19 protein-coding genes are annotated in these 26319 nt (G+C 36.7%); 12 read left to right on the plus strand and 7 right to left on the minus strand.

From position 1 onward, the window contains the following. The first annotated feature begins 5 nt into the window (after nucleotides 1–5). Nucleotides 6–2723: a hypothetical protein gene (locus IPP61_10105; GenBank protein MBL0325516.1), complete on the plus strand. Its 2718-nt coding sequence runs from the start codon at nucleotides 6–8 to the stop codon at nucleotides 2721–2723. Between the two features lie 4 nt (nucleotides 2724–2727). Here the strand turns inward: IPP61_10105 and IPP61_10110 are convergent, their stop codons facing one another. Together IPP61_10110 and IPP61_10115 are read right to left on the minus strand one after the other, a co-directional pair. After that, nucleotides 2728–3243, minus strand: a complete 516-nt coding sequence (locus tag IPP61_10110; protein MBL0325517.1) for a hypothetical protein — start codon at nucleotides 3241–3243, stop codon at nucleotides 2728–2730. Nucleotide 3244: 1 nt separating this feature from the next. Further along, nucleotides 3245–3733 (minus strand): hypothetical protein, encoded by a 489-nt coding sequence (locus IPP61_10115; GenBank protein MBL0325518.1) that lies wholly within the window; start codon nucleotides 3731–3733, stop codon nucleotides 3245–3247. Between the two features lie 48 nt (nucleotides 3734–3781). Here IPP61_10115 and IPP61_10120 point away from each other — a divergent pair, with 48 nt between their 5' ends. The 8 genes from IPP61_10120 to IPP61_10155 all read left to right on the plus strand — a co-directional run bounded on the left by IPP61_10120 (nucleotide 3782) and on the right by IPP61_10155 (nucleotide 15433). Then, nucleotides 3782–4585, plus strand: a complete 804-nt coding sequence (locus IPP61_10120; protein MBL0325519.1) for a hypothetical protein — start codon at nucleotides 3782–3784, stop codon at nucleotides 4583–4585. Nucleotides 4586–4704: 119 nt separating this feature from the next. After that, nucleotides 4705–5493: a ParA family protein gene (locus IPP61_10125; GenBank protein MBL0325520.1), complete on the plus strand. Its 789-nt coding sequence runs from the start codon at nucleotides 4705–4707 to the stop codon at nucleotides 5491–5493. Between the two features lie 83 nt (nucleotides 5494–5576). Continuing rightward, on the plus strand, nucleotides 5577–6284 hold the full coding sequence (locus IPP61_10130) for a hypothetical protein (protein MBL0325521.1): 708 nt from the start codon (nucleotides 5577–5579) through the stop codon (nucleotides 6282–6284). A 416-nt stretch (nucleotides 6285–6700) separates the two neighbouring features. Beyond that, entirely contained in the window at nucleotides 6701–10018 is a 3318-nt protein-coding gene (locus IPP61_10135) for a SusC/RagA family TonB-linked outer membrane protein (protein MBL0325522.1), read from the plus strand. A gap of 14 nt (nucleotides 10019–10032) precedes the next feature. Continuing rightward, nucleotides 10033–11604 carry a SusD/RagB family nutrient-binding outer membrane lipoprotein gene (locus IPP61_10140; protein ID MBL0325523.1) on the plus strand — a complete coding sequence of 524 codons (1572 nt, stop codon included), beginning with the start codon at nucleotides 10033–10035 and terminating at the stop codon, nucleotides 11602–11604. Nucleotides 11605–11765: 161 nt separating this feature from the next. Continuing rightward, nucleotides 11766–12983: an ROK family transcriptional regulator gene (locus IPP61_10145; GenBank protein ID MBL0325524.1), complete on the plus strand. Its 1218-nt coding sequence runs from the start codon at nucleotides 11766–11768 to the stop codon at nucleotides 12981–12983. Further along, the gene (locus IPP61_10150) at nucleotides 12976–14421 is read left to right on the plus strand and encodes a glycoside hydrolase family 125 protein (protein ID MBL0325525.1); all 1446 of its coding nucleotides are present in this window, start codon (nucleotides 12976–12978) and stop codon (nucleotides 14419–14421) included. Before IPP61_10145 ends, IPP61_10150 begins: the two co-directional genes overlap by 8 nt. A gap of 130 nt (nucleotides 14422–14551) precedes the next feature. Next, on the plus strand, nucleotides 14552–15433 hold the full coding sequence (locus IPP61_10155; GenBank protein ID MBL0325526.1) for a hypothetical protein: 882 nt from the start codon (nucleotides 14552–14554) through the stop codon (nucleotides 15431–15433). 94 nt (nucleotides 15434–15527) lie between these two features. Here IPP61_10155 and IPP61_10160 read toward each other — a convergent pair whose 3' ends face one another. Further along, nucleotides 15528–16616, minus strand: a complete 1089-nt coding sequence (locus tag IPP61_10160) for an MBL fold metallo-hydrolase (GenBank protein MBL0325527.1) — start codon at nucleotides 16614–16616, stop codon at nucleotides 15528–15530. A 263-nt stretch (nucleotides 16617–16879) separates the two neighbouring features. Here IPP61_10160 and IPP61_10165 point away from each other — a divergent pair, with 263 nt between their 5' ends. The 3 genes from IPP61_10165 (at nucleotide 16880) to IPP61_10175 (ending at nucleotide 18616) form a co-directional block, all read left to right on the plus strand. Further along, the gene (locus IPP61_10165; protein MBL0325528.1) at nucleotides 16880–17341 is read left to right on the plus strand and encodes a hypothetical protein; all 462 of its coding nucleotides are present in this window, start codon (nucleotides 16880–16882) and stop codon (nucleotides 17339–17341) included. Between the two features lie 140 nt (nucleotides 17342–17481). Beyond that, entirely contained in the window at nucleotides 17482–17805 is a 324-nt protein-coding gene (locus IPP61_10170) for a DUF2185 domain-containing protein (protein ID MBL0325529.1), read from the plus strand. 97 nt (nucleotides 17806–17902) lie between these two features. Continuing rightward, complete coding sequence (locus tag IPP61_10175; GenBank protein MBL0325530.1) at nucleotides 17903–18616, plus strand: hypothetical protein; 714 nt, start codon at nucleotides 17903–17905, stop codon at nucleotides 18614–18616. A 15-nt stretch (nucleotides 18617–18631) separates the two neighbouring features. Here IPP61_10175 and IPP61_10180 read toward each other — a convergent pair whose 3' ends face one another. The 4 genes from IPP61_10180 to IPP61_10195 all read right to left on the minus strand — a co-directional run bounded on the left by IPP61_10180 (nucleotide 18632) and on the right by IPP61_10195 (nucleotide 26278). Further along, a complete protein-coding gene (locus IPP61_10180; protein MBL0325531.1) occupies nucleotides 18632–19048 on the minus strand; it encodes a hypothetical protein in 417 nt (138 codons plus the stop codon). Between the two features lie 81 nt (nucleotides 19049–19129). Further along, nucleotides 19130–20011, minus strand: coding sequence for a class A beta-lactamase, subclass A2 (gene bla, locus IPP61_10185; GenBank protein MBL0325532.1), 882 nt, complete (start codon nucleotides 20009–20011; stop codon nucleotides 19130–19132). Nucleotides 20012–20213: 202 nt separating this feature from the next. Then, complete coding sequence (gene dnaB, locus IPP61_10190) at nucleotides 20214–21680, minus strand: replicative DNA helicase (GenBank protein ID MBL0325533.1); 1467 nt, start codon at nucleotides 21678–21680, stop codon at nucleotides 20214–20216. After that, nucleotides 21677–26278, minus strand: a complete 4602-nt coding sequence (locus IPP61_10195; protein MBL0325534.1) for a translocation/assembly module TamB domain-containing protein — start codon at nucleotides 26276–26278, stop codon at nucleotides 21677–21679. The genes dnaB and IPP61_10195 overlap by 4 nt, the downstream gene beginning before the upstream one ends. Between the last annotated feature and the right edge of the window lie 41 nt (nucleotides 26279–26319).

Raw genomic sequence — 26319 nt, forward strand, 5'->3', positions numbered from 1 at the left:
TTCAAATGTTGAAAGTTTTGAAAATATGGACATTGGTTTTCTGTTTATTAGGAGTGAATTTTTTCGCTTCCGGACAGAACTTTGATGAACACGAAACTTTCGGAATGCAGATTCTCAATGACACTATAGTCGTGAAAAATGGTCAGTTTGCATTCAACTCTCTCACGGTTAATAATAATTCGAGCCAGGCACAACATTTCAATGTTCAGTATAATTTACCTGCCGGGTGGAACTTTGTAACCAATCCCAGTGCATCATTTGAAATAAAAAGAGGGGAGTTTTTAACGATTCCATTCCGCATTTCTCCTTCCAGAGCTGCCTTGGGTGATTTCAATTATCCTGTTTCAATAATTCTAAAAAATAGTTTGACGGGCAAAGAAAAAATAATAAGTTTTATCATTAAAATTAAGCAAAATACAAATTGGTCTGCAAGCTTAATCTCCTCAGGGATTGTCGTTTCAAAAATAGACAGTATTCCTAAATTCGTTTTAAAAATTCGTAATTCCGGAAATAAAAGGGAACTTTTCGATATTGAAATAAAAACCGACCTGAGAGTGAGCCTTCCTTCTACCGGCAATCAAATATTTCTTTATCCGGGAAAAGACACTTTGCTGACCGTATATGTTTCGAATAATATTAAGACTTCTCAGAATAACAACATAGTTTTTTATGTAAAATCAAAAGCTGAAACCCAGATGATAACCGGTACCGTTTATTTTGCAGAAGATACATACATAGGTCATAAAAAAAAATATGGTGTCCTCCCTTTTGACATAGAATATGTGGGTGTAAATGCATTTTTGCCAAATCAAGGTTATTCTTATTTAAATATTGATGGTGAATACCAACCTTCAGCCAATAACAGTTTTACTTTCCGCTATAGAACCAACTCTTTCTCGAAAGAAGAAAAGTTTAATACAAATTCTTTGTTTCTTAATTACCAGGGCAAAAAGTTTAATGCTTTCGCAGGAAATATGGTAAATTTTGTTAATTATCAGATCAATGGTGATGGTCTCAAATTAGGCTTAAAACTTAATAAGCAAAATGAAATTCAAACTTTTGCATTAAAAAGCCGGCTTTCTGATTCAGAAATGTTTGGATTTAAGCAGGAATATCAAAACGAAAGTAAAACCAGTTTTTCCTCAAATTTTTTAATTGTAAAGGAACATGAGAAAGCTGAAAACATTTTTTTTGGTATTCACCGATTTGATAAACGATTCTCAACCACTAACCAACTGATGCTTACGGCGGGTTACAGCAATACTTTGAAACTTGAAAATAAGGAAAATAACAAAGGATTGATGGGAGGCTACAGGCTCGAATGGAAAAAAGGGGCAGCAAGAATACAGTCTTCATATCATTATTATTCAGATCTTTTTCCGGGTCTGTTCAAAGGCTTGCAATATGGCAATCATGAGCTTTCAGTTGGTCGAAAAACACGGGGATTTTATTTGTTTTCTGAATCCACTTTCAGAAATCCCTACCTTGAGCCTAATGAAGCTGTTTCTTTATATCAGAATTCGAGTATCAATGAGCATGGCGTGCGACTGAGAATTAATGACAATGTGAAAATTGCCACTTTGAGCTATTCGCTTTTAGATCAATATCAAAAAAATACAGAATTTGGAAAAATGACCGGACAAAAAGTAGGACTAAATTTTTCGACCAACAGAATAAAATTTAGTCAGTCTTTAATGCTAAATTATGTAAAATCAACAATTAAAGGAGCTACCAATAAGAATCTGGACAAAACATATAGTGTATTTTATCAAATGAAATTTAAAGATTTTGGTTTTAATGGTAATTACAACGATGGAGCGGTTTATTATTTTGATTATCAAAATTTTGCTAATTCAGATATTAAACCCAATTCTTATAATCTCTCATTATCATATACTTTAAATAACAAATCGAGGACTTTCTATAACCGAAGTTTTGTTTCCTTAGTAAAAAATACAGGGGTCAGCGAACAATCACTGAATTTTTCTAATGAAGTTTTTGTCGAGATTCCCCGAATAAAAGCTTCTTTTAATTTTTATTCCAATATCAATCTGATAAATGTAAAATTGGCACCGTCTTTCAATATTTCTTTCAAAAAAGCTTTGGGTATTCCTTTAGTATTTAAGAAAAAATATCATTCGGCCAGTATTTTTATGTTTAAAGACAAAAACAACAACGATATTTTTGACAAAGGGGAAGAGCCTGTTTCTGAGGTAAATATCCAGGTCAATGGTGTAACTCTGCAAACTAATAAAAAAGGGATGGCTTTTTTGAAAAATGTTGATAAAGGCGAATACATTGTCGATTATCGCAAAATTCAGAATTTAAGAGGATGGGTAATTGACGGAGGTACTTTAGATACATTGAATATTCAAAGGAATATTTCATTGGGAGTTCCATTTAAACAAAGTAAATCTGTATCTGGAAGAGTGGTACTTGGTACTGACAATAAAGATCAACGAAAAGAAAGTTTAGGTGGGATTTTGATTTTTGCAATAAACAAATCTGGAGAGTTGATTAAAACTGCTACCAATAACAATGGGGAGTTCTTTTTTAACTTAAATAGTGATAAGTATAATATTCAGATTCCAACTAATATTTTCGAAGAAGGAACAACAATTGAAAGACCGATAATATCAGTAGATTTAACAAAAGGAGAAGTACCCGAAGTGATTTTTAAGGTTACACAAAAAAAACGGCAGATAAATATTAAGAAAAACTAGGGTTTTATTGTGCGGTAAGTGTAAAAACTACAACCAGTGCAAAACTACCTCCGTCGTAATCAAGACCGGGAGCGGCTTTTAAGTCAAGTTTGAAATCATTTCCGGCAGCATATCTGGTTCCTCTGAAGCCGGTTGCTACCGGAGAGGGGTTGAGTGAGAAGGGGATAAAATTGACATCTGAGTTTTTCTTTACACTTAAGACAGAAGCTGGCATCTGAGTTGGGGCGTTAGGCCCGATTGACAAAAAATTAGAAGTTAGGCTGGATGCATTTAAAACCCAGTTTTGATTGGTATTAATCCTGACAGTGAATCGGTTACTTAGTATTATGCCGTCGTTGAGTTCCTGACTGGTGTTAAACCTGATATTTGAGCTGCCACTAAAGGATAAATCGAGTTCAGTATATGGACTTACCCTTACGTTGATAATCGCATTTCGGGTTATAGTGCTTTGAGCTGCCACAAGTTTCGGTATTGCAAGAAGCCCAAAAATAAGATATAGTATTTTTTTTGAATAGGCCATTTTAATATTCTGAAACTGTGATTGCAATCGTATAGTTATAAATATTTGGTGGATTACTTAAGTCCAAAGGATTAAGAATCAAATCATAATTAATTGTGTCTGACTTTTTGGATCTTCCGGTAGCTGTACCTATAAGTTGGTCATTGATTCCAATATTAAAAGTTTGTTGATAAGAGCTTGACATACTGAAATTGGCACTGTTAAATTTGACAGAAAAAAAAGTGGATGGGTCGATAATCGTTGATAATGAATTAATTGGCACGATTTTACAGTAAATATTATAACGGCCTCTGTTTGAATTATTTATTGAAAGTACAAAGGCTTTGGGAATTACCCTTGTGGAAGTAAAATTTGAGCTACTTGTATAATCAAATGTTAAAGTGGAGGTTTGGAGTACGTATGAAAATGTTTGTGCCGTAACTTTGCCTGACATTAAAATCCAAAACAACAGAACAAAAAATATACTTACGAAGTGTCTTTTTTTGAGCATTTCGCTTTTAAAATGTTTTTGAAATTTAAAGTAAACTAAAAATTATAAATGAAACGTCTTTTTGCAGGTATTTTCTTTTTTTTCATGCTTGTCCGGGTTTCGGCTCAGCAAATTAATATCAACCCTTCGCTCATAGATTTTCATATCGATAATGTAGGTTCGTCCGAATCTCAGGTAGTGGTTATTACCAATAATTCCACTTCCAGGCAGTCATTTGAGTTAAGTCTGGGCGATTGGAACAGAAAAGCCGACGGGTCTCATGAATATTTTAAGCCTAATACAACGCCTTTTTCATGTGCCGAGTGGATTAAGCTGGATAAGAATTTCCTTGAGATTGAAGCCGGAAAATCGGGTGAAATCACAGTGAATATTCAGGCACCCAATAAACCTGAAGAATTGGAAGCAATGAAATGGGCTATGCTTTTTGTTCAAAGTGCCAATCTCAAAAAACCGGTTACCAATGGCCCAAATGAAGCAAAAGCCTCCATTCAGGAAATTATTAGGATAGGAATACATATATATCAAACTCCGGCCAGCCTTACTGAAACCTCAGCTAGTGCAGTAAGCTTGACTCAAAACTTAAAAGAGCCCCGAGTTTATGATTTTGAGGTGAAAAATACCGGAAAAGTAATGATTACAGGGAATTTTCATTTAGAAATAACTAACCTTGCTACCTCAGCTGAAACTATTTTGCCGGCCAAATCTTTTCCTATATTTCCCGGCGGTACCCGCATCGTCCCGTTTGAGCTTCCAGCTGATATTAAACCTGGTAAATATTCCATACTTGGTGTGTTGGATTATGGAGAAAGTTTTTCACTTGAGGCGGTTGAAAAAAATATTGAAATTAAATAAAAATGAGGGTTGAGCAATCAGCCCTTTTTTTATGAATATTTTTTTTAAAATAATTTTAAGAAAAAAAATATTGAAAGGCCTCAAAATAATTTTAATTTGCATGTTCAATATTTTAAAAAATGCTTCCTAAGGTCATTGCAATAACTAACCAAAAAGGTGGAGTTGGTAAAACCACCACTGCAGTCAATCTGTCTGCCGGCCTTTCTGCCCGTGGGTACAAAGTGCTGCTGATTGATACTGACCATCAGGCTAGTTGCACTGTGGCTTTTGGATTAAAAACCGAATACGACAACCGAAGTATATATTCTGCTCTGGTCGGTTTAAGTCCCATTCAGGACTGTATTATACGCTCAGGATATCCCAATCTCGACATTATTCCTTCAACGCCACATTTGGTTGGTGCCGAAATCGAACTCGTTAATTTTACCGAACGGGAATATATTCTGACAGAAATTCTGGAGCCAATAAAACCACTTTATGACTTTATTTTTATAGATTGTCCTCCGTCTTTAGGCATAGTGCCTGTCAATAGCTTAATGGCCAGCGACTCCATCATAATACCTCTGCAATGCGAGTTTTTTGGGATTGAAGGTTTGGAACTGATTTTAGGAACTTTAAAAATCATTCAAAAACGCCTTAAGCCTGAACTTTATGTTGAGGGAATATTACTCACTATGCACGAGGAAGAAAATTTATTGTCCAATCAGATATTACACCTGATGCATGAAAACTTCGGAGATCAGATTTTTGATACCTACATACCACGCGATGGAGCATTTATTGATTCTACTGCCAAACAGGTGCCGGTTATTCTGGATAGGAAAAATTATTCAGAAGGGGCACGAGCTTACGACAGGTTGATTTTGGAATTTTTAGAAAAGTATAATCTCAGAAAAACAATTTCCTGAAATTGTTCGCCGGTTTTAAGTATGCTAAATAACCCTCCACGGCATAGTTTTTGTCTAAAGATCATATTATTGCCTGAAAACAAATGAACATTTTGAGAATTCTTTCAAAGGTATTTTTTCTAACCTTCGTATTAAATACATATACAATAAATGCTACTATTTACGAAGCTCCGGAAAAAGCTTTTTTCAAATCAGATAAGGAGCATCCAGTTGGAAAAATTAAAACAAAATACAGGTTACGTCGATTATCAAAAGCGTATCATTCTGGTTTTACAGCCCAAAAAGTAGTTTCTGTTTCTAAAATGGAACGTCCCCTCCCTGAGCTTTACTTAAATAAAAAATATATCAAAAAGCATGAAAGACAATTTAAAAGAAGAGGGGCAGCATTTATAGTTATAAAAAGTTGGGTTGAAAGTGGACCATTTGATAGTTTCCCCCCACGGAAATATTGTATGTTGAAAACTGATATGAATAAGATAATCAGAAAATACAAAAGGACCGAAGAACTTACCGTCATCGAAAACGCATTGGGATATTCATCCGGAACTTTAAAACCCTTTGAGAATGAGTTATTTGTATTTTATATTAATTGGGAAAAGTATAATTTCGAGATTCCAAACGGGACAGAAGTGGGAGCCAATAGTCTTTGGCAGCCAGGTGGCTTAACTTCGGGCGGTTGTAAAGAAGCGGTGTTGATAAATAAAGCTGAGCCAGCACAAACCATTATTTACAATCGACAGATTTCTAATCTTCAAAATCAGCTTAGGTGGCGAAAAATTAATAGTAAATAATATTTTGATTGTTTTATGTTATAGTTTTTATGTTTCTTCAAAAATTCATATTTAAGATTACAACTTCCAAACTATACTGCTTTTCAAATTTCCCAAAAGTTATTTTCATAAGAACCAAGTTTTTTGACAATTTTGTTTGGATTCAATCTTTAAGGGCTGCTCTCGCTTATTTTCTAAAAACCTCATTTGACATTTTTAGAGACCTTTAGGTATTCATCGCTTATTTTCAGAGCATAATTATCTAAATTTTTTATAAAAATCTTCTTTTTTTAGTTTAATGTTTCCATCATACAAATAAATCTATTTAGTAAAAGTTTAATATTTGTTTAAAATATTTTTAATAAAATGTTTTTTTAATAAATATTTTTATTAAAATTTGACAAAAATTTATAATATTTTTTTAAACAAATATCAATATGGTAAGAAAGCTACATTATTTGGTGGTCCTTTTCATGCTTCTGAGTGTCGGAACGATGGCTCAAAGCTTGATAGGTACCGTGTCAGATGCTAAAGGGGAAAGAATGCCCGGCGTATCTGTTGCATTGAAAGGAACTACGGTAGGAACTGCTACAGATGGCGATGGAAAATTTGCCCTGACAATTCCTAATTCTCTCTACAACAATGCTGTTTTGATTGTGTCTTTTATTGGATACAACACTCTGGATGTACCTGTTGCCGGGAAAAGTGTACTTAATATTACTTTGGAAGAGGGTGCTCTTAACTTAAACGAGGTAGTGGTAACAGCCCTGGGTATTGCTCGTGAGCAAAAATCGCTAGGTTATGCTACAACTCAAATCAAAGCCAATGAGTTAATAAAAGTAGCCAATACCAATGTGGCATCCTCATTGTATGGTAAAGCCCCAGGTGTTCGTATTGCGAGTGGTCCTGGTGGTGCTACCAGTCCTGTAAATATTACCGTAAGGGGAGGTAACTCACTTTCGCTTCAAACCCAGCCAATTATTATTCTTGACGGTGTGCCTATCAGAAACGGTGCAGTTAGCAATGACAATTATTGGGGTGACCAACGTCAGAGAGGAAACGGTCTGAATGACATCAACCCTGAGGATATTGAAAGCCTTTCGATACTAAAAGGTGCATCAGCAGCAGCTCTTTATGGTTCTGAAGCTGTTAATGGTGTAGTTTTGATAACTACAAAAAAAGGAACTGGCAAAGGGTTTTCTGTAGATTTTAATACTAATTTTTCAGTTGACAAAGTGGCCTACCTTCCACGTTTTCAAAATGTCAGAGGTGCCGGTGCTCCTTTAAATGTAAGCAATGGAGGTCAGGACGCCAATGGATTCATATATTATGATACCAACGGTGATGGCACCAAAGATACCAGAGGATTATTGCAATATTCTATAAATTTTGGACCTAAGTTTGATGGCCAGCCTATTATGTCATGGGACGGAGTGGTTCGCCCATATTCGGCACAGCCTGATGGTTATAAAAATTTGTTCCAGGATGCTCAAAACTCACAAGTCAATGTGGCAGTTACCCAATCTAACAGTATGGTTTCTTCCCGTCTTTCATTTACCCGTCAGGACAATGAAGGCGTGAGCCTAAATGCAAAAAACCAGAGAAATATCGCCAACCTCAATACCACTTTTAATTTCTCGAAGAATTTTAAGACCGATGTAATGGTAAACTATGTCAATCAGAATACCATGAACAGGCCTTATTCAACAGACCGAATGATCAACAACTTCACCGGTATGCTGGGTAGGTTTGATAATGGTGATTGGTATAAAAACAGATATGAAACCAGCCAGGGGTATAAGGCCGTTATTGGAGCGACTGGTCAATCAGTAACTCCTGGTGAGAACATTATTTACAATGGATATAGGGCCGATATTTTGGACTACATGTGGAGAGTTTACAGATACAATGTCGATGAGAAAAGTAACCGTGTAATTTCAAGTATTACCAATACTTATAATGTTACTCCAAATTTTAGTTTAAGAGCCAGATTCTCAAACGACTTTACTTCTCAAAATACTGACGACAGAAGGGCAACAGAGAAACCTCTCGCATTTGGATATTCAGGTGAATACATATCTACAAACGAGCTTTACAGTGTTTTATATGGCGAATTCTTAGCTACCTATGTTAAAAAATTGACTGATAAAATGGAGTTGACAGTACGTGGAGGTTATAATGCCACCAATAGTACTTTTAATCTTACCAGCAGGTCCACCGATGGAGGATTAAGTTCAGAGAATTTCTTTGATGTAGCAGCTTCGGTAAATAAAGCAAACAGTGATACTCGTCGCCAGAATAGAGTAATTGATGCTATAGTTGGTGTAGTAAATTTTGATTATGACAATTTTGTTTATGTGGAAGGAACAATCAGAAGAGACCGTACCTCAACAATGCACCCAGATAATAATAGTTTTGTTTATCCATCTATTAACTCAAGTTTGGTTTTCTCACAAAAATGGACAATGCCTTCATTCCTGGATTATGGAAAATTGAGAGCATCATGGGGTATTGTGGGTAACTATCCTGGTATTTATGATGCACCGCTCTCTTATTCTCAAGGTACATTGGGCAGCCAGATTTCTGGAGGTAGTTCAGTGCTTTACACCGAGCTTCCGTGGTCATTTGGAAACGATAATATTGCTCCTGAACGTAAACATGAATATGAAATTGGTTTAGAAACCAGGCTGTTTAAAAACAAAATTGGTTTGGATATCACTCATTACAATGCCCAGATCAGAAATCAAATCCTGAGAACTACTCTTGCGGCTACAACTGGTGCAGGTGAGATTTTAGCCAATACCGGTACACTTAGAAATAAAGGTATAGAAATTGGTCTTAATACTACGCCAATCAAAAGAAAAGATTTTATCTGGGATTTGAGCGTTAATTATGCCTGGAACCGCAATACAGTAGAAAAACTTACTGATAATTCTAACGAAATCTTACATGCAGATTACGATGGAAATGCGGCCCAACTTCGTTCTACTGTGGGTCAGCCAATGGGTGATTTGTACGCACACGGTATCGCAACCGATGCAAGTGGTAATAATATTATCCAAAGCGATGGATTATATAAATTGGATGCTAACTGGAAAAAAATTGGAAATACACAACCTGTTGGGGTGGGAGGTATTTTTAATACTTTAACATTTAAAAGTTTCACTTTAAATGCATCAATAGACTATAGACTAGGTGGTTATGTTATGCCTACCGGAGTTAACTGGATGACATCAAGAGGTCTAACCGAAGAATCTACCAAATATATGGATGCAGAAAGTGGCGGTCTTTCTTATTATATGAAAGATGGAAAAGGAATTCAAACTACTGCTTCTGCCGGGCCAAATGGCGAAACTGTTTATCATGATGGTATGCTTCTGGAAGGTGTTACTGGCGAAGGTCAAAAAAATACAAACGTTATTTCTCAGGCATATTACTACTGGAATGTATATAACTGGGGAGGTCCTCAATATAGTAGTGCCAGGTATGAGCTGTATATGGATAAAGCTACTTATGTAAAAATGCGTGAGTTGACTTTAGGTTATTCTCTTCCTGCTAACTTAACAAAGAAAATTGGAGCTAAAAGAGTAACTGTTTCCGTTTTTGGCCGAAATCTTTTCTTTTTGTATAGAAAACTTAAAGATATTGACCCTGAAGTACTTACAGCTGGAACCAGATGGACACAAACCATCAATAATGCAGGTACAAACCCTGCCTCGCGTACAGTTGGTATCATGTTGAGATCATCATTCTAAACCAAATTTTGAAAATGAAAAAACTTTTAATAATAGCAACATTGAGCTTCGGACTGGTGGTCACCTCTTGTCAGAAGTCAGACTTTGAAGATGCTTACACCGATCCTTCCAAAATATCACAATCGACGGTTGAAAAGCAGTTTGCAGGGTTTATTTACACTACCAGAGAAACAGTAATACCTTCCTATTGGAATTATTTTGTAATTAACCGAATCACTGTAAATCGTTATAGCCAGGTAGTTGGCTGGGTAAATTCAGAAAATCAATACGTGCCGGGATCGGCAGCGGTTGGCGACAGATGGACTAACTTTTACAAAGGTTTGGCTCAGTTTCGTGAAATTGAGAAAATATATGCTGGATTGACTGATGTCGAAAAGAAAGATCGCAGGATTTATATTATAGCTGCAACTACCTTCCTTTATGACCAACTGCATAAAGTGGTTGATTTGCATGGTGACATTCCTTTTTCAGAAGCCGGAATGTTAAGTGCAAAAGGAGGCGACTACCTCAATGCCAATCCAAAGTATGATACAGCCGAAGCCATTTATACTAAAATGTTGGATGATTTGAAAACTTTTAGTGACGAATTGAATTCTATTTCGGTAATCCCCGGAATTATGGCCGGTTTTAAAACTCAGGATTTAATCAATAATGGTGATTTGACGCTTTGGAAAAAATATGTTAATTCATTAAGATTAAGGTTACTAACAAGGGTAAGTGGAAGCTCAACCCTGGGTGCCAGATCAAAAACTGAAATTGGTGCCATTTTGGCTGACCCAACAAAATACCCGGTGGTTACAAAATACGATGAGAATATTCAGATTGATATTTTCAATCTTGGATCTCAGATTAATTCTACCGGTTTTAGAACCGGACTGGAAGATTGGGACGGAAACGTAGCAGGTAAAGTTATGATTGACAAAATGGTGGCAAGTTCTGATCCAAGGCTTGATGTCATTTTTGAAAAAGGTCAGGCCGCAACTGAGCATGTTGGCTTAGACCCTCTTGGATTACCATCTAATCAACAGGTATTGGTTACTGACGGTAAAGTTTCCAGGTATAACCGTTCTACAATTAGTCGTAACGAATATTTTCCGGGCGTATTGATTACTGCTTCAGAAGTTGACTATCTAAAAGCCGAATATTATTTGAATAACGGTAATGATGCCGCAGCAAAAACTTCTTATGAAAGTGGTATAAAAAATTCAATCTCTTTCTATAAAAAAATGAGAGAGATTAGTAATGATAACACTACACCAAGTGTGGCTGAAACTACTCCTGAGAAATTATTGAACGATAGCCCTGAAAGCTGGGGTAAAGCGACTTCAAATGCGGCCAAAATGGCCCTGATAGCTGGTCAACGTTGGATACACTTTAATGTGGTTCAACCTACAGAGAATTGGGCGGAAATCAGAAGAACCGACCTTCCGTCGCTTACTTTCTGGACCGATAATGCCGGAACTCAAAAAACTGTTCCCTCAAGATGGCAATATCCGGGTAATGAAACAACATACAATGTTGCTAATTATGAGACAGTAAAATCAAAAGACAACTTGAATACCAAAATATTTTGGGACTTAAAGTAATTTGGGTTAATTGGTGATACAAAAAAAGGGGAGTGTTTACTCCTCTTTTTTCTTTCTGTTTTTATTGTCCGGGATTTTTTCGTTTTTTTGTATTGAAACCCAAAATTGTTATTGTTACAATTTCATTATAAGCCAAAACATTGGAAACTCAGGAAACCGTAATTTTAGATTCTTTCGGTTCATCTAAAGAATCTGCAGTTGAGATCAAAAAAGGAAGACAAAAAAAGGATATTCTAAAAACCCTTTTTGCAGACAAATCATATACAATAGCCGAACTTTCGGATATTCTGTACATTAGTATCCCTTCTCTAACCCAGCATGTAGAAGACTTACTCATTGATGGATGGTTAACTGGTGAGGAAGTTGACAATAAAAAGCAAGGGAGAAGACCAACCTATTATTCTTTAAATCCCAATAAAAAAGCCAATCTTTTGATTGATATTTCAGTAAATGGGGTTGGGCTTTATCTTATCAATTTTCAAAACAATATAATTTGTGAAAACTCGTATGACTATGTTTTGGAAGATAGTTCTAAATATCTCGAAGGACTTCTTAAGTTAATTGACCATTTTTTAAAAACGTATGGAAATGCCGGATTCGAAATTGTTTCGGCAGGGGTATCTATGCCTGGTTTGGTCAATTCAGAAATCAACATTAACTACACTTATCCAAAAATAAAATTAGGCTCCAATGGACTTTGCAAGTCTGTTTTAAAAAAGTTTGGCATGCCTTGTTTTGAACTCAATGACTCCAAAGCTACAGTTAATGGTGAAGCATTGTTTGGCCTGGGTGCTGATTTATCGCATGTATTAAGTATAAATATGGACTGGGGGATAGGTCTTGCTGTTTACACTGGGGGCACTATATTTACCGGTGCCAATGGCTTCGCAGGTGAGTTAGGACATATTCAGGTTGCTCCCGATGGCGAACTATGCAGTTGCGGAAAAGTTGGATGTCTTGATACGGTCACTTCTGCCAAGTCATTGCTTAAAAGTATAAAAAAAGGTTTAAAGGAAGGAAAAGTCTCCTTATTATCAAAATATCGAGATAACCTCGAATCTATTGATATGGAGATGATTATCGATGCTGTACAAAATGGAGATGAGTTCGCAATTGATCTTTTATATAATATTGGTATCGAAATTGGAAAAGGGCTTTCTATTGCTGTACATCTTTTTAATCCTCAGATTATTATTATTGATGGTATCTTATCGAAAGCCGGCAAGTTTATTGTCAATCCAATAGAACATTCAATAAACAAATATTGCCTTCCTGATTTTAAAAATCAATTAAAAATCGAAGTTTCTCAACTGGGAAATTCAGCCCGACTTTTTGGACTGAATGCCTTTGTTGCTCAAAATATTTTCAAAAATGACTAAAATTTCCCGTAGAAAATTCTCTGAACTGAGTTTACTCTCAGCGGCGGCAATTCCTTTTTTTTCCTATAAAAATTTAGTTATTAAAAATAAAATCTCATCTGATTTTCCTAAAGTTAGAGTCGATATTTCCAAAAGAAACTATAAAGATGAGGTAGTGGAAGCTACTATTTTAAGAATTAAAGAAAATTGCAAAGACAAGGAAATTGCCTGGCTCTTTGAAAACTGCTTCCCCAATACGCTTGATACTACGGTAAGTTATGAAGAAAAAGATGGGGTGCCAGATACTTTTGTGATTACCGGCGATATCGATGCTATGTGGCTCCGTGACAGTACTGCACAAGTGTGGCCCTATCTTGACCTTGCTGTAAAATCTGATGGAATCAAAAAATTAATTCTAGGAGTGATCAATAGGCAATCAAAATGTATTCAGATTGATCCTTATGCCAACGCCTTCAATCATCATCCGCATAGAGGTGACTGGTTTTCTGACCATACCGACATGAAAGAGGAACTACATGAGCGGAAATGGGAAATCGACTCATTGTGCTATCCGGTTAGATTGGCGTATCATTTCTGGAAAAAAACTGGAGACAAAACTGCATTTTCGGACAGTTGGTTTAAGACCGCCCAAACCATTTTTAAGACATTTAAAGAGCAACAGCGGTTTGATGGTCCGGGTCCATACCGTTTTGGAAGAACCACCAGCTGGTCAACCGATACAGTTCCGGGAAATGGATATGGTAACAATACAAGACCCAATGGCTTGATTCATAGTACTTTCAGGCCTTCTGATGATGCCACTTTATATCCATTTCTAATTCCGGCCAATTATTTTGCATTGGTTTCTTTGAAACAAATGGCCGAAATGTCAAAAACAATTTATCACAATGATGCTTTTGCAGCAGATTGCACCAAAATGGCTGGTCAAATCAAAGCTGCATTAGATAAATTTGCTCAATATTCCCATCCGGTTTTTGGAAAAATAATTCCTATGGAAATCGATGGATTTGGCAATCACTTGTTACAAGATGATGCCAATGTTCCCAATTTACTGGCTATGCCATATTTAGGAACTATTGATCGGAATGACCCATTGTATGTCAGAACCCGAAAATTCGTTTTAAGCGATTCAAATCCATATTTTTTCAAAGGAAAAGCCGCACAAGGTATCGGCAGTCCGCATACATTGGTAAATCAAATATGGCCAATTGCTATCATTATACGGGCTATGACCTCCACTTCTGATGCTGAAATTATCCAACAAATAAAATTCCTGAAAAAAACACATGCCGGCACGGGTTTCATGCATGAATCTTTTGACAAAGACGATGCATCGAAATTTTCCAGAAAATGGTTTGCATGGGCCAATACCCTTTTTGGAGAATTAATTCTGAAAATCGAAAAAGAAAGGCCACATTTGTTGAAAATGGAGTTTTAACCAGATTAGGTCAGCACCGCAGGTCAGACCGGTTATTAAAGGCATCAAGTCATCGTCCTTGTAACACCCGTATATTTTCATAAATAATCCCTATTTTTGAAAATACTATATTGATTAGAAATAAAGAATAATGAAAATATATAATTCAAAAGAGTGGCTAAAGGCTGTTTTCTATCTGCATAAATCAGATACAGTAAGAAAACTTTTGCCCTATCTTATTTTGATGGCAATATTTTCATGGTTTGTTGCCTATTTGGAGCTCGAATATTTTAAAATTTCGGAAAAAAGCTGGGTAAAAAATGTAAATGTAGTTCATAGCTTATTGGGCTTTGCACTATCTTTGTTACTGGTATTCAGAACCAATACAGGATATGATCGCTGGTGGGAAGCCCGTAAACAGTGGGGCAATCTGGTGAATACTAGCCGCAACCTGGCCATTAAACTCAATGGAATGTTGCCCGAAAAGGAAAAAAACAAAAGGGCACTTTTTCGTAAAGCCATTCCATTTTATGCCACTTCTCTTTACAGGCATTTAAGATCTGACTATACCACATATATGTTGGATGAACTGCCTCACCCCGAGCTGGATATGGATCATAAAAAGCATGGACCCAATCAGGTGGCTTCGCTTATTTTCAGAACAGTGCTGCAGTTACATAAGGAAAAAATTATTTCACCGGAAGAATTCAGGATTCTTGACAATGAAATAAGTTCCTTGACTGATGTTTGTGGGGCATGCGAGAGAATAAAGAATACTCCAATTCCTCAATCTTACAGTTCTTTTATAAAAAAATTTATTGTGGTTTATGTGGCTACTTTACCGGTTGGTTATGTTTTTTCAATAGGCTATTTTGTTATAGTTGCTGTACCTTTTGTATTTTATGTGTTGGCTTCTTTGGAGCTCATAGCAGAGTCGATTGAAGAACCATTTGGGGTAGATTCTGATGACCTTCCTATCGAAAAAATTGCTTCAAACATCAAAAAGAATGTGGAGGAAATTATTTTTTTATAAATCAATGAGAGTCTTTTACTTCTTTTCGAAATTAAGGATTTTGCATGTTAACCATTTTTTACAAATACAACTTGTCAATTAACACATTACAAACTTATTCCCTCCACCACTTTTCAAACTTCTGACTTTTGTCATTCAGCATTAGTTTCTCCCCGATTTTTGGTGTGGCGATATTCAAAATTCCCTCTTTGTTGTTTTGAGTCAAAAGTTCCAGCGGTTCAGTCCAACTGTGGTTTGAAAGGGCAAATTTTGAGGAATGTACTGACAAAATTCTTAATGCCTTTAATTCTGTTGAGGCTTTAATTTGCTGCTCCGGCAAAAGATGAATATATGGCCAGGCTTTGTTATACTGGCCATTTTCAAGAATTGCCAGGTCAAATGGACCAAATTTTTCTCCAATTTCAGCGAAATGTTTTCCATAGCCGCTATCACCACCTATAAATATTCTTTTAGTTGGAGTTTTCATAGCATAAGCCATCCAGAGCGACTGGTTGCGTTTAAATCTCCTGCCAGAGAAATGTCTGGCTGTCACAGTGTTAATTTCAAAACCGTGGCCTAAATCAATAAATTCATCCCAGTCTTTTTCTTTTATTTTTTCCTGAGAAAATCCCCATAGTTCCAGATGCTCGCCTACGCCAAGGCCACAGATTATCTTTCCGATTTTGGGTTTCAATTTTAGTACTGTTTCATAATCCAGATGATCCCAATGGTCATGGGTTATAATCAGGAAATCTATTTCAGGCATGTCATCAGCGGAATACACGTCGGTCCCATCAAAGGCTTTGATACTGAAAGACATAGGTGATGCATGGCCACTAAATACCGGGTCAACCAGGAATTTTTTGCCATCAGTTTGTATAAAATAAGAACTGTGACCAAACCACACCAATACATCTTCATCTGGTCTCAAGGCTTTCAGATTGGTTTTTATCGATGGTATTATGGTTGACGGCTTATTGTTTTTATCAGAAAAGATAAATTCTTTAAGAACATTAAAATAGTTGGCGTCATCTGCCAGGTCTGGCGTAACTTCTTTATTTTGAAAAGCCCCATCCCGGTAGTTTTTCGAAGCTTTTATTTTTTCCAGTCTTTCACCTGATGGTAGTTTTCCAAATTTTGGCAGATTTACAAACCAAGCTATGCCTCCTGCCGAAATAAGCAGGAAAATGAAAAAGTATGTCATTATTTTTTTCAAAAAACGAATTTATAATAAATGGAAAATGAATTTATTGAGTCAATAGTTCATAATAATCTGCGTAGTCTTCAAATTAGTAAATTTTACTGTATCCCGTTTGTCGAAAAAATACTAGCGATTGTCGGAAAAAGTGCCTCAAATGTACATTCTTCTTATTTCAGGACTAAACCAATAGTCATTTTTTATGTCTATTAATTGAACGAAACGCAAAAAGGAATTTTATCATTTGTAAAAATTTAAATATAAAAATTATGAAAAAGTTAGTTGTTCTATTTAGTATTTTGATTGCTGCTTCTACTTTTACTTTTGCACAGCAAAATGGACCAAAACAGTTTGATCCTGAGGCACGTGGCAAATTTCGTGCAGATAGAATGAAAGAAAATCTGGGACTTTCAGAAGACCAGTATAAACTGGTGCTTGCACTAAATACCAAACAAGCCAAAGAACGTCAGGAAATGATGCTGGCTCACCGTGAGGTATTTAACAAGCAAAATGATGCTTTCAAAAATGATCTTGGGAAAGTTCTTAACAAAGAGCAAATGGAAAAATTTGAAGCCAATCAAAAAGCAGGAATGCAAAAATTCGGGAACCGATCTAATGGTTTTAGCGGAAACAGACAGCAAATGAACGGTAAAGGTCAGGGTAGAAACCGGAAAGGTTGTGACGGATGTTGTCAAAAATCCGGGGGTCGTCAAGGTAGGGGAAGGAATTAAAATTTGATTTATCGAAAAGCTCACCGATGCCTTTTTTGGCCCGGTGGGCTTTTTGTTTTTGAGTAGATCAAACTATTTCCTGAAATCAATTTTAAATACCCCGGTTTGTAACTATTGGTCATATTGACTAATTTTAAACCATGAAAAACTTCAAAATCACAGAATTCGACGACCTGATAGAATCGGGGAAAACTTGTCTGGTAACTAATAAAATCACGATTGATGGTATGAAAGTGGGCTTTATGTACCGCGAAGAGCCTGACGACGAGGATGATTCTGGCTGGAGGTTTCTTTCCGGAACTGAAGATGACGAGTACATGGACGACCCCGAAAATATGATGATGGTTGACCTCAACGTAGTAGCCAATTATGACAAGGCCATATTACCGATACTCAAAAAGCCAGTTGGCTCAGAGTGGGAAAGGATAGAAGGCACCAATCGCTGGCAGGTTTTAGAAGGTTAATCCTACTGATTTTTCCCACTTAATAAAAAAGATTCATTTCTTGAAATATAATCGATTGATTATTATATTTTTAAGTAATAATCAACCTTCTTAGACTATGGAATTGCTTGAGGCTAAAGATATCGTACTCCCCGGCGAAAACGATAAATTTTCTTTTGAAAGAGACACTTTTAAGTTTACGGTAGGGATTCTTGGGGCATTGTTGCCTGTAATTTTGGGTGCCGTGCTTTGGATTGATAAAGGTGTTTTTGAGCCTTTGGATTCAATTAGTCATTATTTTTATACAAGGGCAGGCAGTGTTTTTGTATTGGTTTTGGGTCTGTTAGCTTTTTTTCTGATTATATATAAAGATTACGAACCGGCTGATTTTTGGGTTTCTTCCGCTGCCGGATTGGCTGCTTTGATAGTGGTATTTTTTCCAACTGGAAATATCAATTCTGATGCTAATCTATTGTGCCGCAATTGCTCTATTACTTCTTTGCCGGAATTCTCCTGGCGGATTAAACTGCATTATATCTCAGCAGCTGTTTTTCTGGGCTTATTGGCTTATATGTCAATGTTTTTGTTTACAAAAACTCATGAAAATGGTCGCATGAGCGATAAGAAAAAAATCAGAAATACAATTTACAGAATATGTGCTTTAATAATTGTTTTAGCAATGATTACTGCCGGTCTCAGCTATAATAGTCTGGTGATTCACGAAACCTACGCCGACAAAATCAATCTGGTTTTTTGGATGGAAGTGGTGGCATTGGAAGCCTTTGCGGTTTCCTGGTTTACCAAAGCTGAACTAATTTTTGGGGATAAATAAAACCTGATGATTTTTTTATTTTCTCGAGCTTCTCATCGCCTTCAGTTTTTTTACTGAGTTATCATTCAAAAATTTTTCATATTGTTCTGATTCCATGGGATAAATGGCCATTTTGCCTTCGGCATCAAAATGAACTCCAAATCCATAAGTTTTGGTAAGTGGAGACGCCCGGAAACAGGCTTGCCCTTTAGAAAAATACTCATTTCTGGCATTTTCTTTTTCGCTTTCAGAAATATCATTTCTTTCAGCAAAAATTTCAAACAAAACTTCATCAGAAGTGAATCGGTATGGGTTCCGGGAAATCATTTCAAACTGCATCTCGGCTACAGTCATTTTTTCCCCTTTGCTATTTGGCTTTTCGCCGCAATCAGCTTTGGTGTCTTCGGCTATTTCGATGAAAGTATTGTAGTAATTGGTAGTATGAGTTTTCATTTTTTTTGCAAAAGGATTTTTTTTAAAAGGATATTTTTTCAAAAGTAAAAAACCCAAATGACAACCTTATGTCAGCAGTGATTATTTATTGAAATGGTCAAATGCCATACGGGCGATTTTTGCGATAATTAACTCATTGGTTTCAGCATTCTCTTTTGAGTCCGACACCATTACAGTAATATAAATTCTTTTGCCATTAGGCAAGACTATTATACCGAAGTCATTGGTGGCAGCCGAAACGCCATTTTGAGTGCCTGATGTGCCTGTTTTATGAGAAACCACTATGTTTTTGGGTAAAAGGCCTTTTATCCTTTTTTGGCCGGTTTCGGTTTTTACCATGATTTCATATATATAATCCAGACTTTTTTTACTCAAAACTGGCTTGCTTTTTTTGTCAAAAGAATTGATGAAAATCTGGTTCATAGCTCTGGCTGTACTCCAGTTTTTAAACTGATTTTCCCAGTTGCTTTGCATCACTTTTTCGTTGTGAACAATGGCGATGTCAGTTATTTTTAATTTGTTGTGAATAAAATCCTGTACGGCTTTGGGTCCGCCTATTAAATCGAGTAAAATATCACAGCCTACATTGTCACTTGATGCTACGGTGTATTTTAGGATTTCTGAAATTTTTAGCTCGGCACCATTGGGATATTTTTCTTTTATAGGGCTGTAAAGGTCAGTTTGCATGGTAGATTTCGAGATGCTTATTTTCTGGTTCAGTGAAAGTTTGCCTTTTTCTATTAGTTCCATCACTTTTAGTCCAATCATAAACTTGAAAGTGCTTTGCATAGGCAGATGCACATCAGGGTTTATGTATGCCACTTCTTTTCCGTTTTCAAAGTTAATAGCTACTCCAACTGTAGCTTTTTTTTCTTTCAGAAAATTGGATATTTGTTGTTCAAGAGGTTGATTTTGAGCAATTATTGAAGTACTTAGCAATAGAAACAAAAACACTTTTTTCATGAATAATTTTCTTTGGAAATTGAATAAATATTTGGGATAAAAACTATTTCTAAATTTTAAATGTCTCACATAAAACACAGAATTTCACGGAAAAAACCCGCACTCGCAACCCGACACTCATAACCGGTACTTATTTTCTCACGGAAAACACAGAATTACACAGAAAAACTCGCAACTCGACACTCGCAACCCGGCACTTATTTTAAATATCATTCGCCTTGCTGCCAAATACTTTTGTTCCGCTGATTTCTTCATACTTTTCTTTTGAAAGGCTGAAACCATCAAATTCAGAGAAACGGGTGTATTTTCCGACAAATCTCAAATTCACGGTATCAACTGATCCACTTCGGTTTTTGGCAATGATTACCTCTGCCGTTCCTTTGGTGCTTTCACCGGTTTCTGATTCTGTAATGTTGTAGTATTCAGGACGATACAAAAACATTACTACGTCGGCATCCTGCTCTATTGATCCAGATTCACGTAAGTCAGAAAGCTGTGGACGTTTGTCACCGGCACGGGTTTCAACCGAACGACTCAACTGTGAAAGTGCAATCACCGGAATATTCAGTTCTTTTGCTATGGTTTTCAATGACCTCGAAATGGCCGCAATTTCCTGCTCGCGGTTCATTCCCATGCGACCGTTTCCGGCAGTCATCAATTGTAGATAATCGACAATCAAAAGTTTGATATTATGAAAAGCCTTCAGTCTGCGGGCTTTTGTTCTAAGTTCCAGCACCGATAGGGCAGGAGTATCGTCAATGTAGATTGGTGATATTGCCAAATCATTGAGTTTGGAATGCAGTGCCTGCCAGTCTTCATTGTCGAGTTCGCCTTTTCTGAGTTTTTGTGAATCAATTTCCGCCTCAGCAGAAATCAATCGAAGCATAACCTGTTGGCTCGACATCTCGAGCGAAAACAAAGCAACCGGCATTTTGAAATCAATGGCAGCATTGCGTAAAGCCGATACCACAAAGGCCGTTTTACCCATACCGGGACGAGCAGCAATAATGATCAATTCGGTATTGTGCCAGCCCCCTGTCACTCTGTCCAAAGAAGGAAAACCTGATGGTACACTGGCCACGCCGGCATCTTGTTCCGATTTATTCCGTAGTTCCTGTATGGTTTTCAATACAACCGAACTCAGCTCAGGTATATTTTTATTAAGGTTTCCTTCCTGTATTTCTCTCAATCCTTGTTCGGTACTATCCAGCAGGTTATAAACATCTGTGGTGTCTTCATAGGCTTTGGCCACTACTTCATCCATAATTTTAATAATGCTACGCCGCATGGCATATTGCACAATGATGCGGGCATCTTGCTCAATATGGGTGGAGGTGCCTTTTGAGGTAATTTTGGCCAGATAGGTTGCTCCACCAATGAATTCCAGTTCACCGGTTTGCCGCAACTGGTTGGTCACTGTCAAAAGGTCAACGGGTTCAGACTTACCAAAAAGAGACAATATCGCCTGATATATGGCCTGATGCCTTTCAGAAATAAAACTTTCAGATTTCAGCACGTCAATCACTGAAGTGAGAGCGTCGCGTTCTTTGATTACGCCTCCCAATACCATGGCCTCCAGTTCAACTATATGACTGGCTTGCTGGAAATCGAAAACTTGTTCGGGATTCCGCTTTGGGTTATCAGGAAATCTCCTTCGTTGTTGTTTCATTTTGACAATGTTGAATCAGAAGCTTTTTCAATATTTAAAGATAAATCTTCTTTTTTACCAACTCCTAATGGAAATGGTTTTGGTTTTTTATTTGTAAAAATAGAATTGAAATTTCGGGAAATAATCAAACTCCCCCCCGACACAACTACATTTCCAGCGGAATTAAAAGTATAAAAATTTGCAGGCACACTCCTCGAAAACAATCTGAATTTATATTCTCCATCGGCAGAAAGTAAATATTCGAGTTCACCACCAACTGAAAGCTGGCCTGTGTTCGCGGCATTGATACTGCTCTCTAGGCTATTGATAAAGGCACTTTTTCCTGAAAGTTTGATTCGGTTATCCAGAAATCTATAGCTAAAGTTAAACTGCATGTTATTCAGAATATTTTCCCGGAAATTACCAAACTGTACTCCTAATTCCAGATTGGGATTGAGTTTATTGGCCAGATTTCCGATTTGATTGGAAAGCATATTACTCACATTATCTATCAAAAACTGCTGAGAAATAGCATCGGTTAGGTTATCAGGGAAGACCTCATTGAATACCAAAATACTGGAAACGTTCCGGCTAAGCAGTTGCTCGTCATTCCTGAGTTTTTGTTCAAATCCCAACAGTTGAGTTTGGCTTTGCCCTATCAAAGGAATCTGTTTAAAATCAAAATTCACATCGTATTTGATGGTTGGTGTCAATAACCTGTTGGTCAAAAGTACGCTTACGTTAACCGGGTATCGGGTGGAAGTATTGGCTAACTCCGGAGAAATACTCGATGGAATTGGAATATTGGCTGTATAGTTGGCCCGCATGTCAAGATTTGCTTCATAGGGGTCGCCAGACCAGGTAATAGTGCTACCATCAACGATATTGAACCTCCTGAGTGATGCAACATTCTGAAAGCTGAAATTATATTTTCCGCTTCTTACCGTATATGGGCCATTGATTGTAAACTCACCCCGGGTATCATACAGAATACTCAGGCGACCTTCACCGTAAACATCTAAAACATCATTATTGGCACGATCAAATATGATTTCACATTCAGCATCAGGGGTGAAGCTAAGGTTAAATGCCATATTGATGCCTCCGGTTTTTATTTTTGGTTTCTTATTTTGACTTCTTGCTAAAGTATCATCCTCAACGTTTCTTTTTACAAATGGAATTCCTTCCTGTTTAGTATCAATCACCTTACCTCCATCCATTGGAATGGTAATTTTTGTGCCTTTGTTTGAAACCAGATTTCCGGTAATGTTTACATTGTCAAAGTCGCCCGAAAGATGCACATCTCCGGTTGCGAAAGCGGTGCCATACATCACGTTGTTTTCATATGGCTTTAGATTCAGTACCTTAAATCCGGTATTGCCTTTTACATAGGCATGAAGGCCAACCATAAATTCACTCGAACCTCCATTAAATACCCCGCCTTCAATGATGGCAATATTTCCACCAACTGGGGCATCTCGAACCGTGATTCCTTCAGGGCCCGCCACAAAACCCTCTTCATTCAAAATTATGGTATCATCAAAATATAGTGTAGTACCCGAAGCAACTACATTCATTGAGCCATTTTTGATATTAATAGCACCCTTAAATACCGGATCAAGCGGTGAGCCCGTGATTTCGAGGTCACCTTCTGCCAATCCCCCAATTTTATTAAATATGCCTTCAACCATTCCTTCAAAAACATTGAGATTGAGATTTCGCACCCTGCCTTTCAGGCTTAGTGGATTTATCCTTTCGGCAGGATCATAATATCCGCTTATTCTGACAACCTCATTCATGTCTCTGAAAACGTTTCCGTTGATTTTGAGTTTGTCATCCAGTGCATCCCAAACAGCCTCAGTAGTGATAGTTCCCAGCTTACTTTTTCTATATTCCAGATCTTCGATATGAAGGTTACTTGTAAAATATGTGTTTTTGTAAAAATCTTTTAATCGCAATTCTCCATTGGCTCTTCCTCGTAGTTCTACATTTGTAAAGGGTTTCAGGGTCATGAGGTCAAAATCCCGCAATACAAAGATGGATTCTAAATCAGGATCTTTGGCCAATATTCCGTTTGCACTTACCATTTGATTTTTATTAGAAAGTCTAAGGTCAGAAATGGTGATTTTATCTTTAAAAACCCGAATTTGGTTTTTATCAGAAAGTGTCCATTTATTATCAATCAACACTACTTTACTGTTTTTAGGATTAAGACGGATGTCGAAACCCTGAGGGGTAAAGGTCACATTACCAAATACTTCTGCATAACTTCGGTTATCAGCCTGCTCTATCGAAACGTCAAAATCAATGTCATTGGCCTCTCCCCAATAAGCATTGGCCTGAATGTTTTGAGTTTTTAAGCCATTTGCCATTTTTTGACTTGCCGACCTGATAATATAAGAAGTAAGAACTTTAGGAGTAGAAGAATATTTAGAAGTTGAAAAGTCAAGTTGATTATTATAAAATTCATTCTTTTTATAAATAAGGGTATCTACCTGACCTTCAAGTGACATCTCTGTGGTAGCCCTGCTCGTCAATAAACCATTAAGTAATGATCCTGGGGACACATAAACATCAGGATAGAAAAAACCAAAAAACCTTTTGGAATCCTTAAAATAAAGCCTGTAATTGGCCTCATAATTATCTTTTTCAGACTTTATATTTTTGGTAAGATAGTATTTGTTTCTTTCAGTTTCTGTTTCATTGAAATAAAGCAAATATTCTTTTACAAGTGTGTTTACATCATTGATGAGTGTGGAAGGTACAAAGTCACCGTTGACATAAAAGTTAAAAAATTCGGTAACCATCGAAAATCGTCTTTGATTTTCAAATATTCCGGAATTAAAATACATAGAATCGACGGCAAATTCTTTATTGTCTTTTTTAATTTTTGTATCTAAAAACCTCGCTCGACCAATCCAGTCATCCAGCTTGTTTCCAATAAAATCAAAATTTATGGTTGATTGTACCTGAAAATCATCTTTGGTAAAACCCAACGGTTTAAGATTGGCATTGTCAAGCAACCCTTTTATTTTAAATGTATTGAGATCTTTATTGAAATCTACCATTCCTTCCACTTCAGCTACCAGATTGGGGTCATTTATTTCCAGATACCCATCAAATATCGACTGACCGAGTTTTCCATCAACGGTTATGTTGCGATAGTTGTAATTGTTATATCCAATTTCTGAAACAATGCCATCCAATTCAACCGAAGCATCGTCGATTTTCAAACCTTTACCTTTTATTTTCCCGGCAAAAGTGAGTTTCTGAACTATTTCCTGATCAAATAATTTACCTAAATCAAAAGAATTTACATCAAGATCACCGAAATAGGTTGATTGTTCACTTTGGTCTGTGATTTTCACATTGACTTCCCCGCTTATTTTGCCCAATTGCTCTGAAACTAATAAAGGCTTGGATTTAAAGTCATTGTATAAACCCTCAAATGTTCCGGATAGAGCCAATTGGTCAATTTTTCTGATATATTTTTGAAAATCAGCATTTTGACTATATTGACTTACATCTTGCCAGGCCATTGTGGAAGCCTTGAGGTCAAGTTTTGTAAAAGTTTTTTTCAGGTCAGGAAATCCATTAAAATTAGCCGTTCCATTAAGGTTCGAAGTCTTACCCCACTTAAGCTTAAAATCTTCAAAAGTTAGGTCCACATACTTGCCTTTCATTCTGGCATCAAGCAGGTATCGTTCATCATATTGATACATATTTGACGAAAACCTACCCAGGTCTTTTGAATTCAGAACGGCATGCTTAATATCAGCATCCATCCTTACTTTATTAAAAAAATCATTGAAAGCAGATGGCCGGTCATAATATAAATGTAGCCTGTCTCCCACATACGATTCGTTGATGTATGCCGAAAGTTTATCGAGAGTCATGGCTGTTTTGCAATACAGGAAATCGGTTTTGATGTCTTTTACCACCAATTTGCTTCTTTTATCAGCAGCATTGATACTTTTAGCTTTAAAAGAAACCGTATCACCCAAAATTAACACGTTTTCCAGATTACCATTTATATTGTCAAACCTGAAATTGTAATAATCGAAAAGCTCGTTAGGCATCAAAGGCCTGCGGTTGTCTTCCAGGCTCACCATTCCGTTTTTAACATAAGCATTGTCAATCGTGAAAGGTAAATTATGGTCGGCTATTCTGGGTTTTTTAGGATCACGACCAATATCCTGCACTTTTGCAATCCAATAATCGATATTTAATGCACCGTTTTTTTCCCTGACAATTTTCACTTCCGGGCTTTTGAGCAATACATAGTCCAGATTGTTGTCAAACCTGATGATTTTTGCAGGATCAAAACTAAAATTAGTCTTACAGTTGACATATATTTCTCTTACAAAAATCATATCACGGCCTTTGAGATCTTTGATATTTACGTCCTCAAATGTGATTTCATCCAACCAGGAGATTCTTACCTGAGATACAGTTACATTGCCACCCAATTTTTCACTGAGCCACTCGGTACCCCGTTGTGTTATCGAGGTCTGAACTTCGGGCAATTGCAGAGAATAATAAGCCAAAATACCAAAACAAAAAACCAGAAGTGCCAGCACTCCCAGAAATTTTAGTAATATATTGGCTATTCGCTTCAAATCTTATCCGTAATTTTGCTTTTGGTATCTGACTGAGAGTG

The sequence above is a fragment of the Cytophagaceae bacterium genome, assembly GCA_016722655.1.
Classification (GTDB): Bacteria; Bacteroidota; Bacteroidia; order Cytophagales; family Spirosomataceae; genus Leadbetterella.

Coding starts and splice junctions, on each gene's coding strand:
- IPP61_10125 (MBL0325520.1), top strand. CDS start 4,705: ATGCTTCCTAAGGTCATTGCAATAACTAACCAAAAAGGTGGAGTTGGT.
- bla (MBL0325532.1), bottom strand. CDS start 20,011: ATGAAAAAAGTGTTTTTGTTTCTATTGCTAAGTACTTCAATAATTGCT.
- IPP61_10150 (MBL0325525.1), top strand. CDS start 12,976: ATGACTAAAATTTCCCGTAGAAAATTCTCTGAACTGAGTTTACTCTCA.
- IPP61_10120 (MBL0325519.1), top strand. CDS start 3,782: ATGAAACGTCTTTTTGCAGGTATTTTCTTTTTTTTCATGCTTGTCCGG.
- dnaB (MBL0325533.1), bottom strand. CDS start 21,680: ATGAAACAACAACGAAGGAGATTTCCTGATAACCCAAAGCGGAATCCC.
- IPP61_10130 (MBL0325521.1), top strand. CDS start 5,577: ATGAACATTTTGAGAATTCTTTCAAAGGTATTTTTTCTAACCTTCGTA.
- IPP61_10170 (MBL0325529.1), top strand. CDS start 17,482: ATGAAAAACTTCAAAATCACAGAATTCGACGACCTGATAGAATCGGGG.
- IPP61_10175 (MBL0325530.1), top strand. CDS start 17,903: ATGGAATTGCTTGAGGCTAAAGATATCGTACTCCCCGGCGAAAACGAT.
- IPP61_10140 (MBL0325523.1), top strand. CDS start 10,033: ATGAAAAAACTTTTAATAATAGCAACATTGAGCTTCGGACTGGTGGTC.
- IPP61_10115 (MBL0325518.1), bottom strand. CDS start 3,733: ATGCTCAAAAAAAGACACTTCGTAAGTATATTTTTTGTTCTGTTGTTT.
- IPP61_10165 (MBL0325528.1), top strand. CDS start 16,880: ATGAAAAAGTTAGTTGTTCTATTTAGTATTTTGATTGCTGCTTCTACT.
- IPP61_10110 (MBL0325517.1), bottom strand. CDS start 3,243: ATGGCCTATTCAAAAAAAATACTATATCTTATTTTTGGGCTTCTTGCA.
- IPP61_10135 (MBL0325522.1), top strand. CDS start 6,701: ATGGTAAGAAAGCTACATTATTTGGTGGTCCTTTTCATGCTTCTGAGT.
- IPP61_10105 (MBL0325516.1), top strand. CDS start 6: ATGTTGAAAGTTTTGAAAATATGGACATTGGTTTTCTGTTTATTAGGA.
- IPP61_10155 (MBL0325526.1), top strand. CDS start 14,552: ATGAAAATATATAATTCAAAAGAGTGGCTAAAGGCTGTTTTCTATCTG.
- IPP61_10160 (MBL0325527.1), bottom strand. CDS start 16,616: ATGACATACTTTTTCATTTTCCTGCTTATTTCGGCAGGAGGCATAGCT.
- IPP61_10180 (MBL0325531.1), bottom strand. CDS start 19,048: ATGAAAACTCATACTACCAATTACTACAATACTTTCATCGAAATAGCC.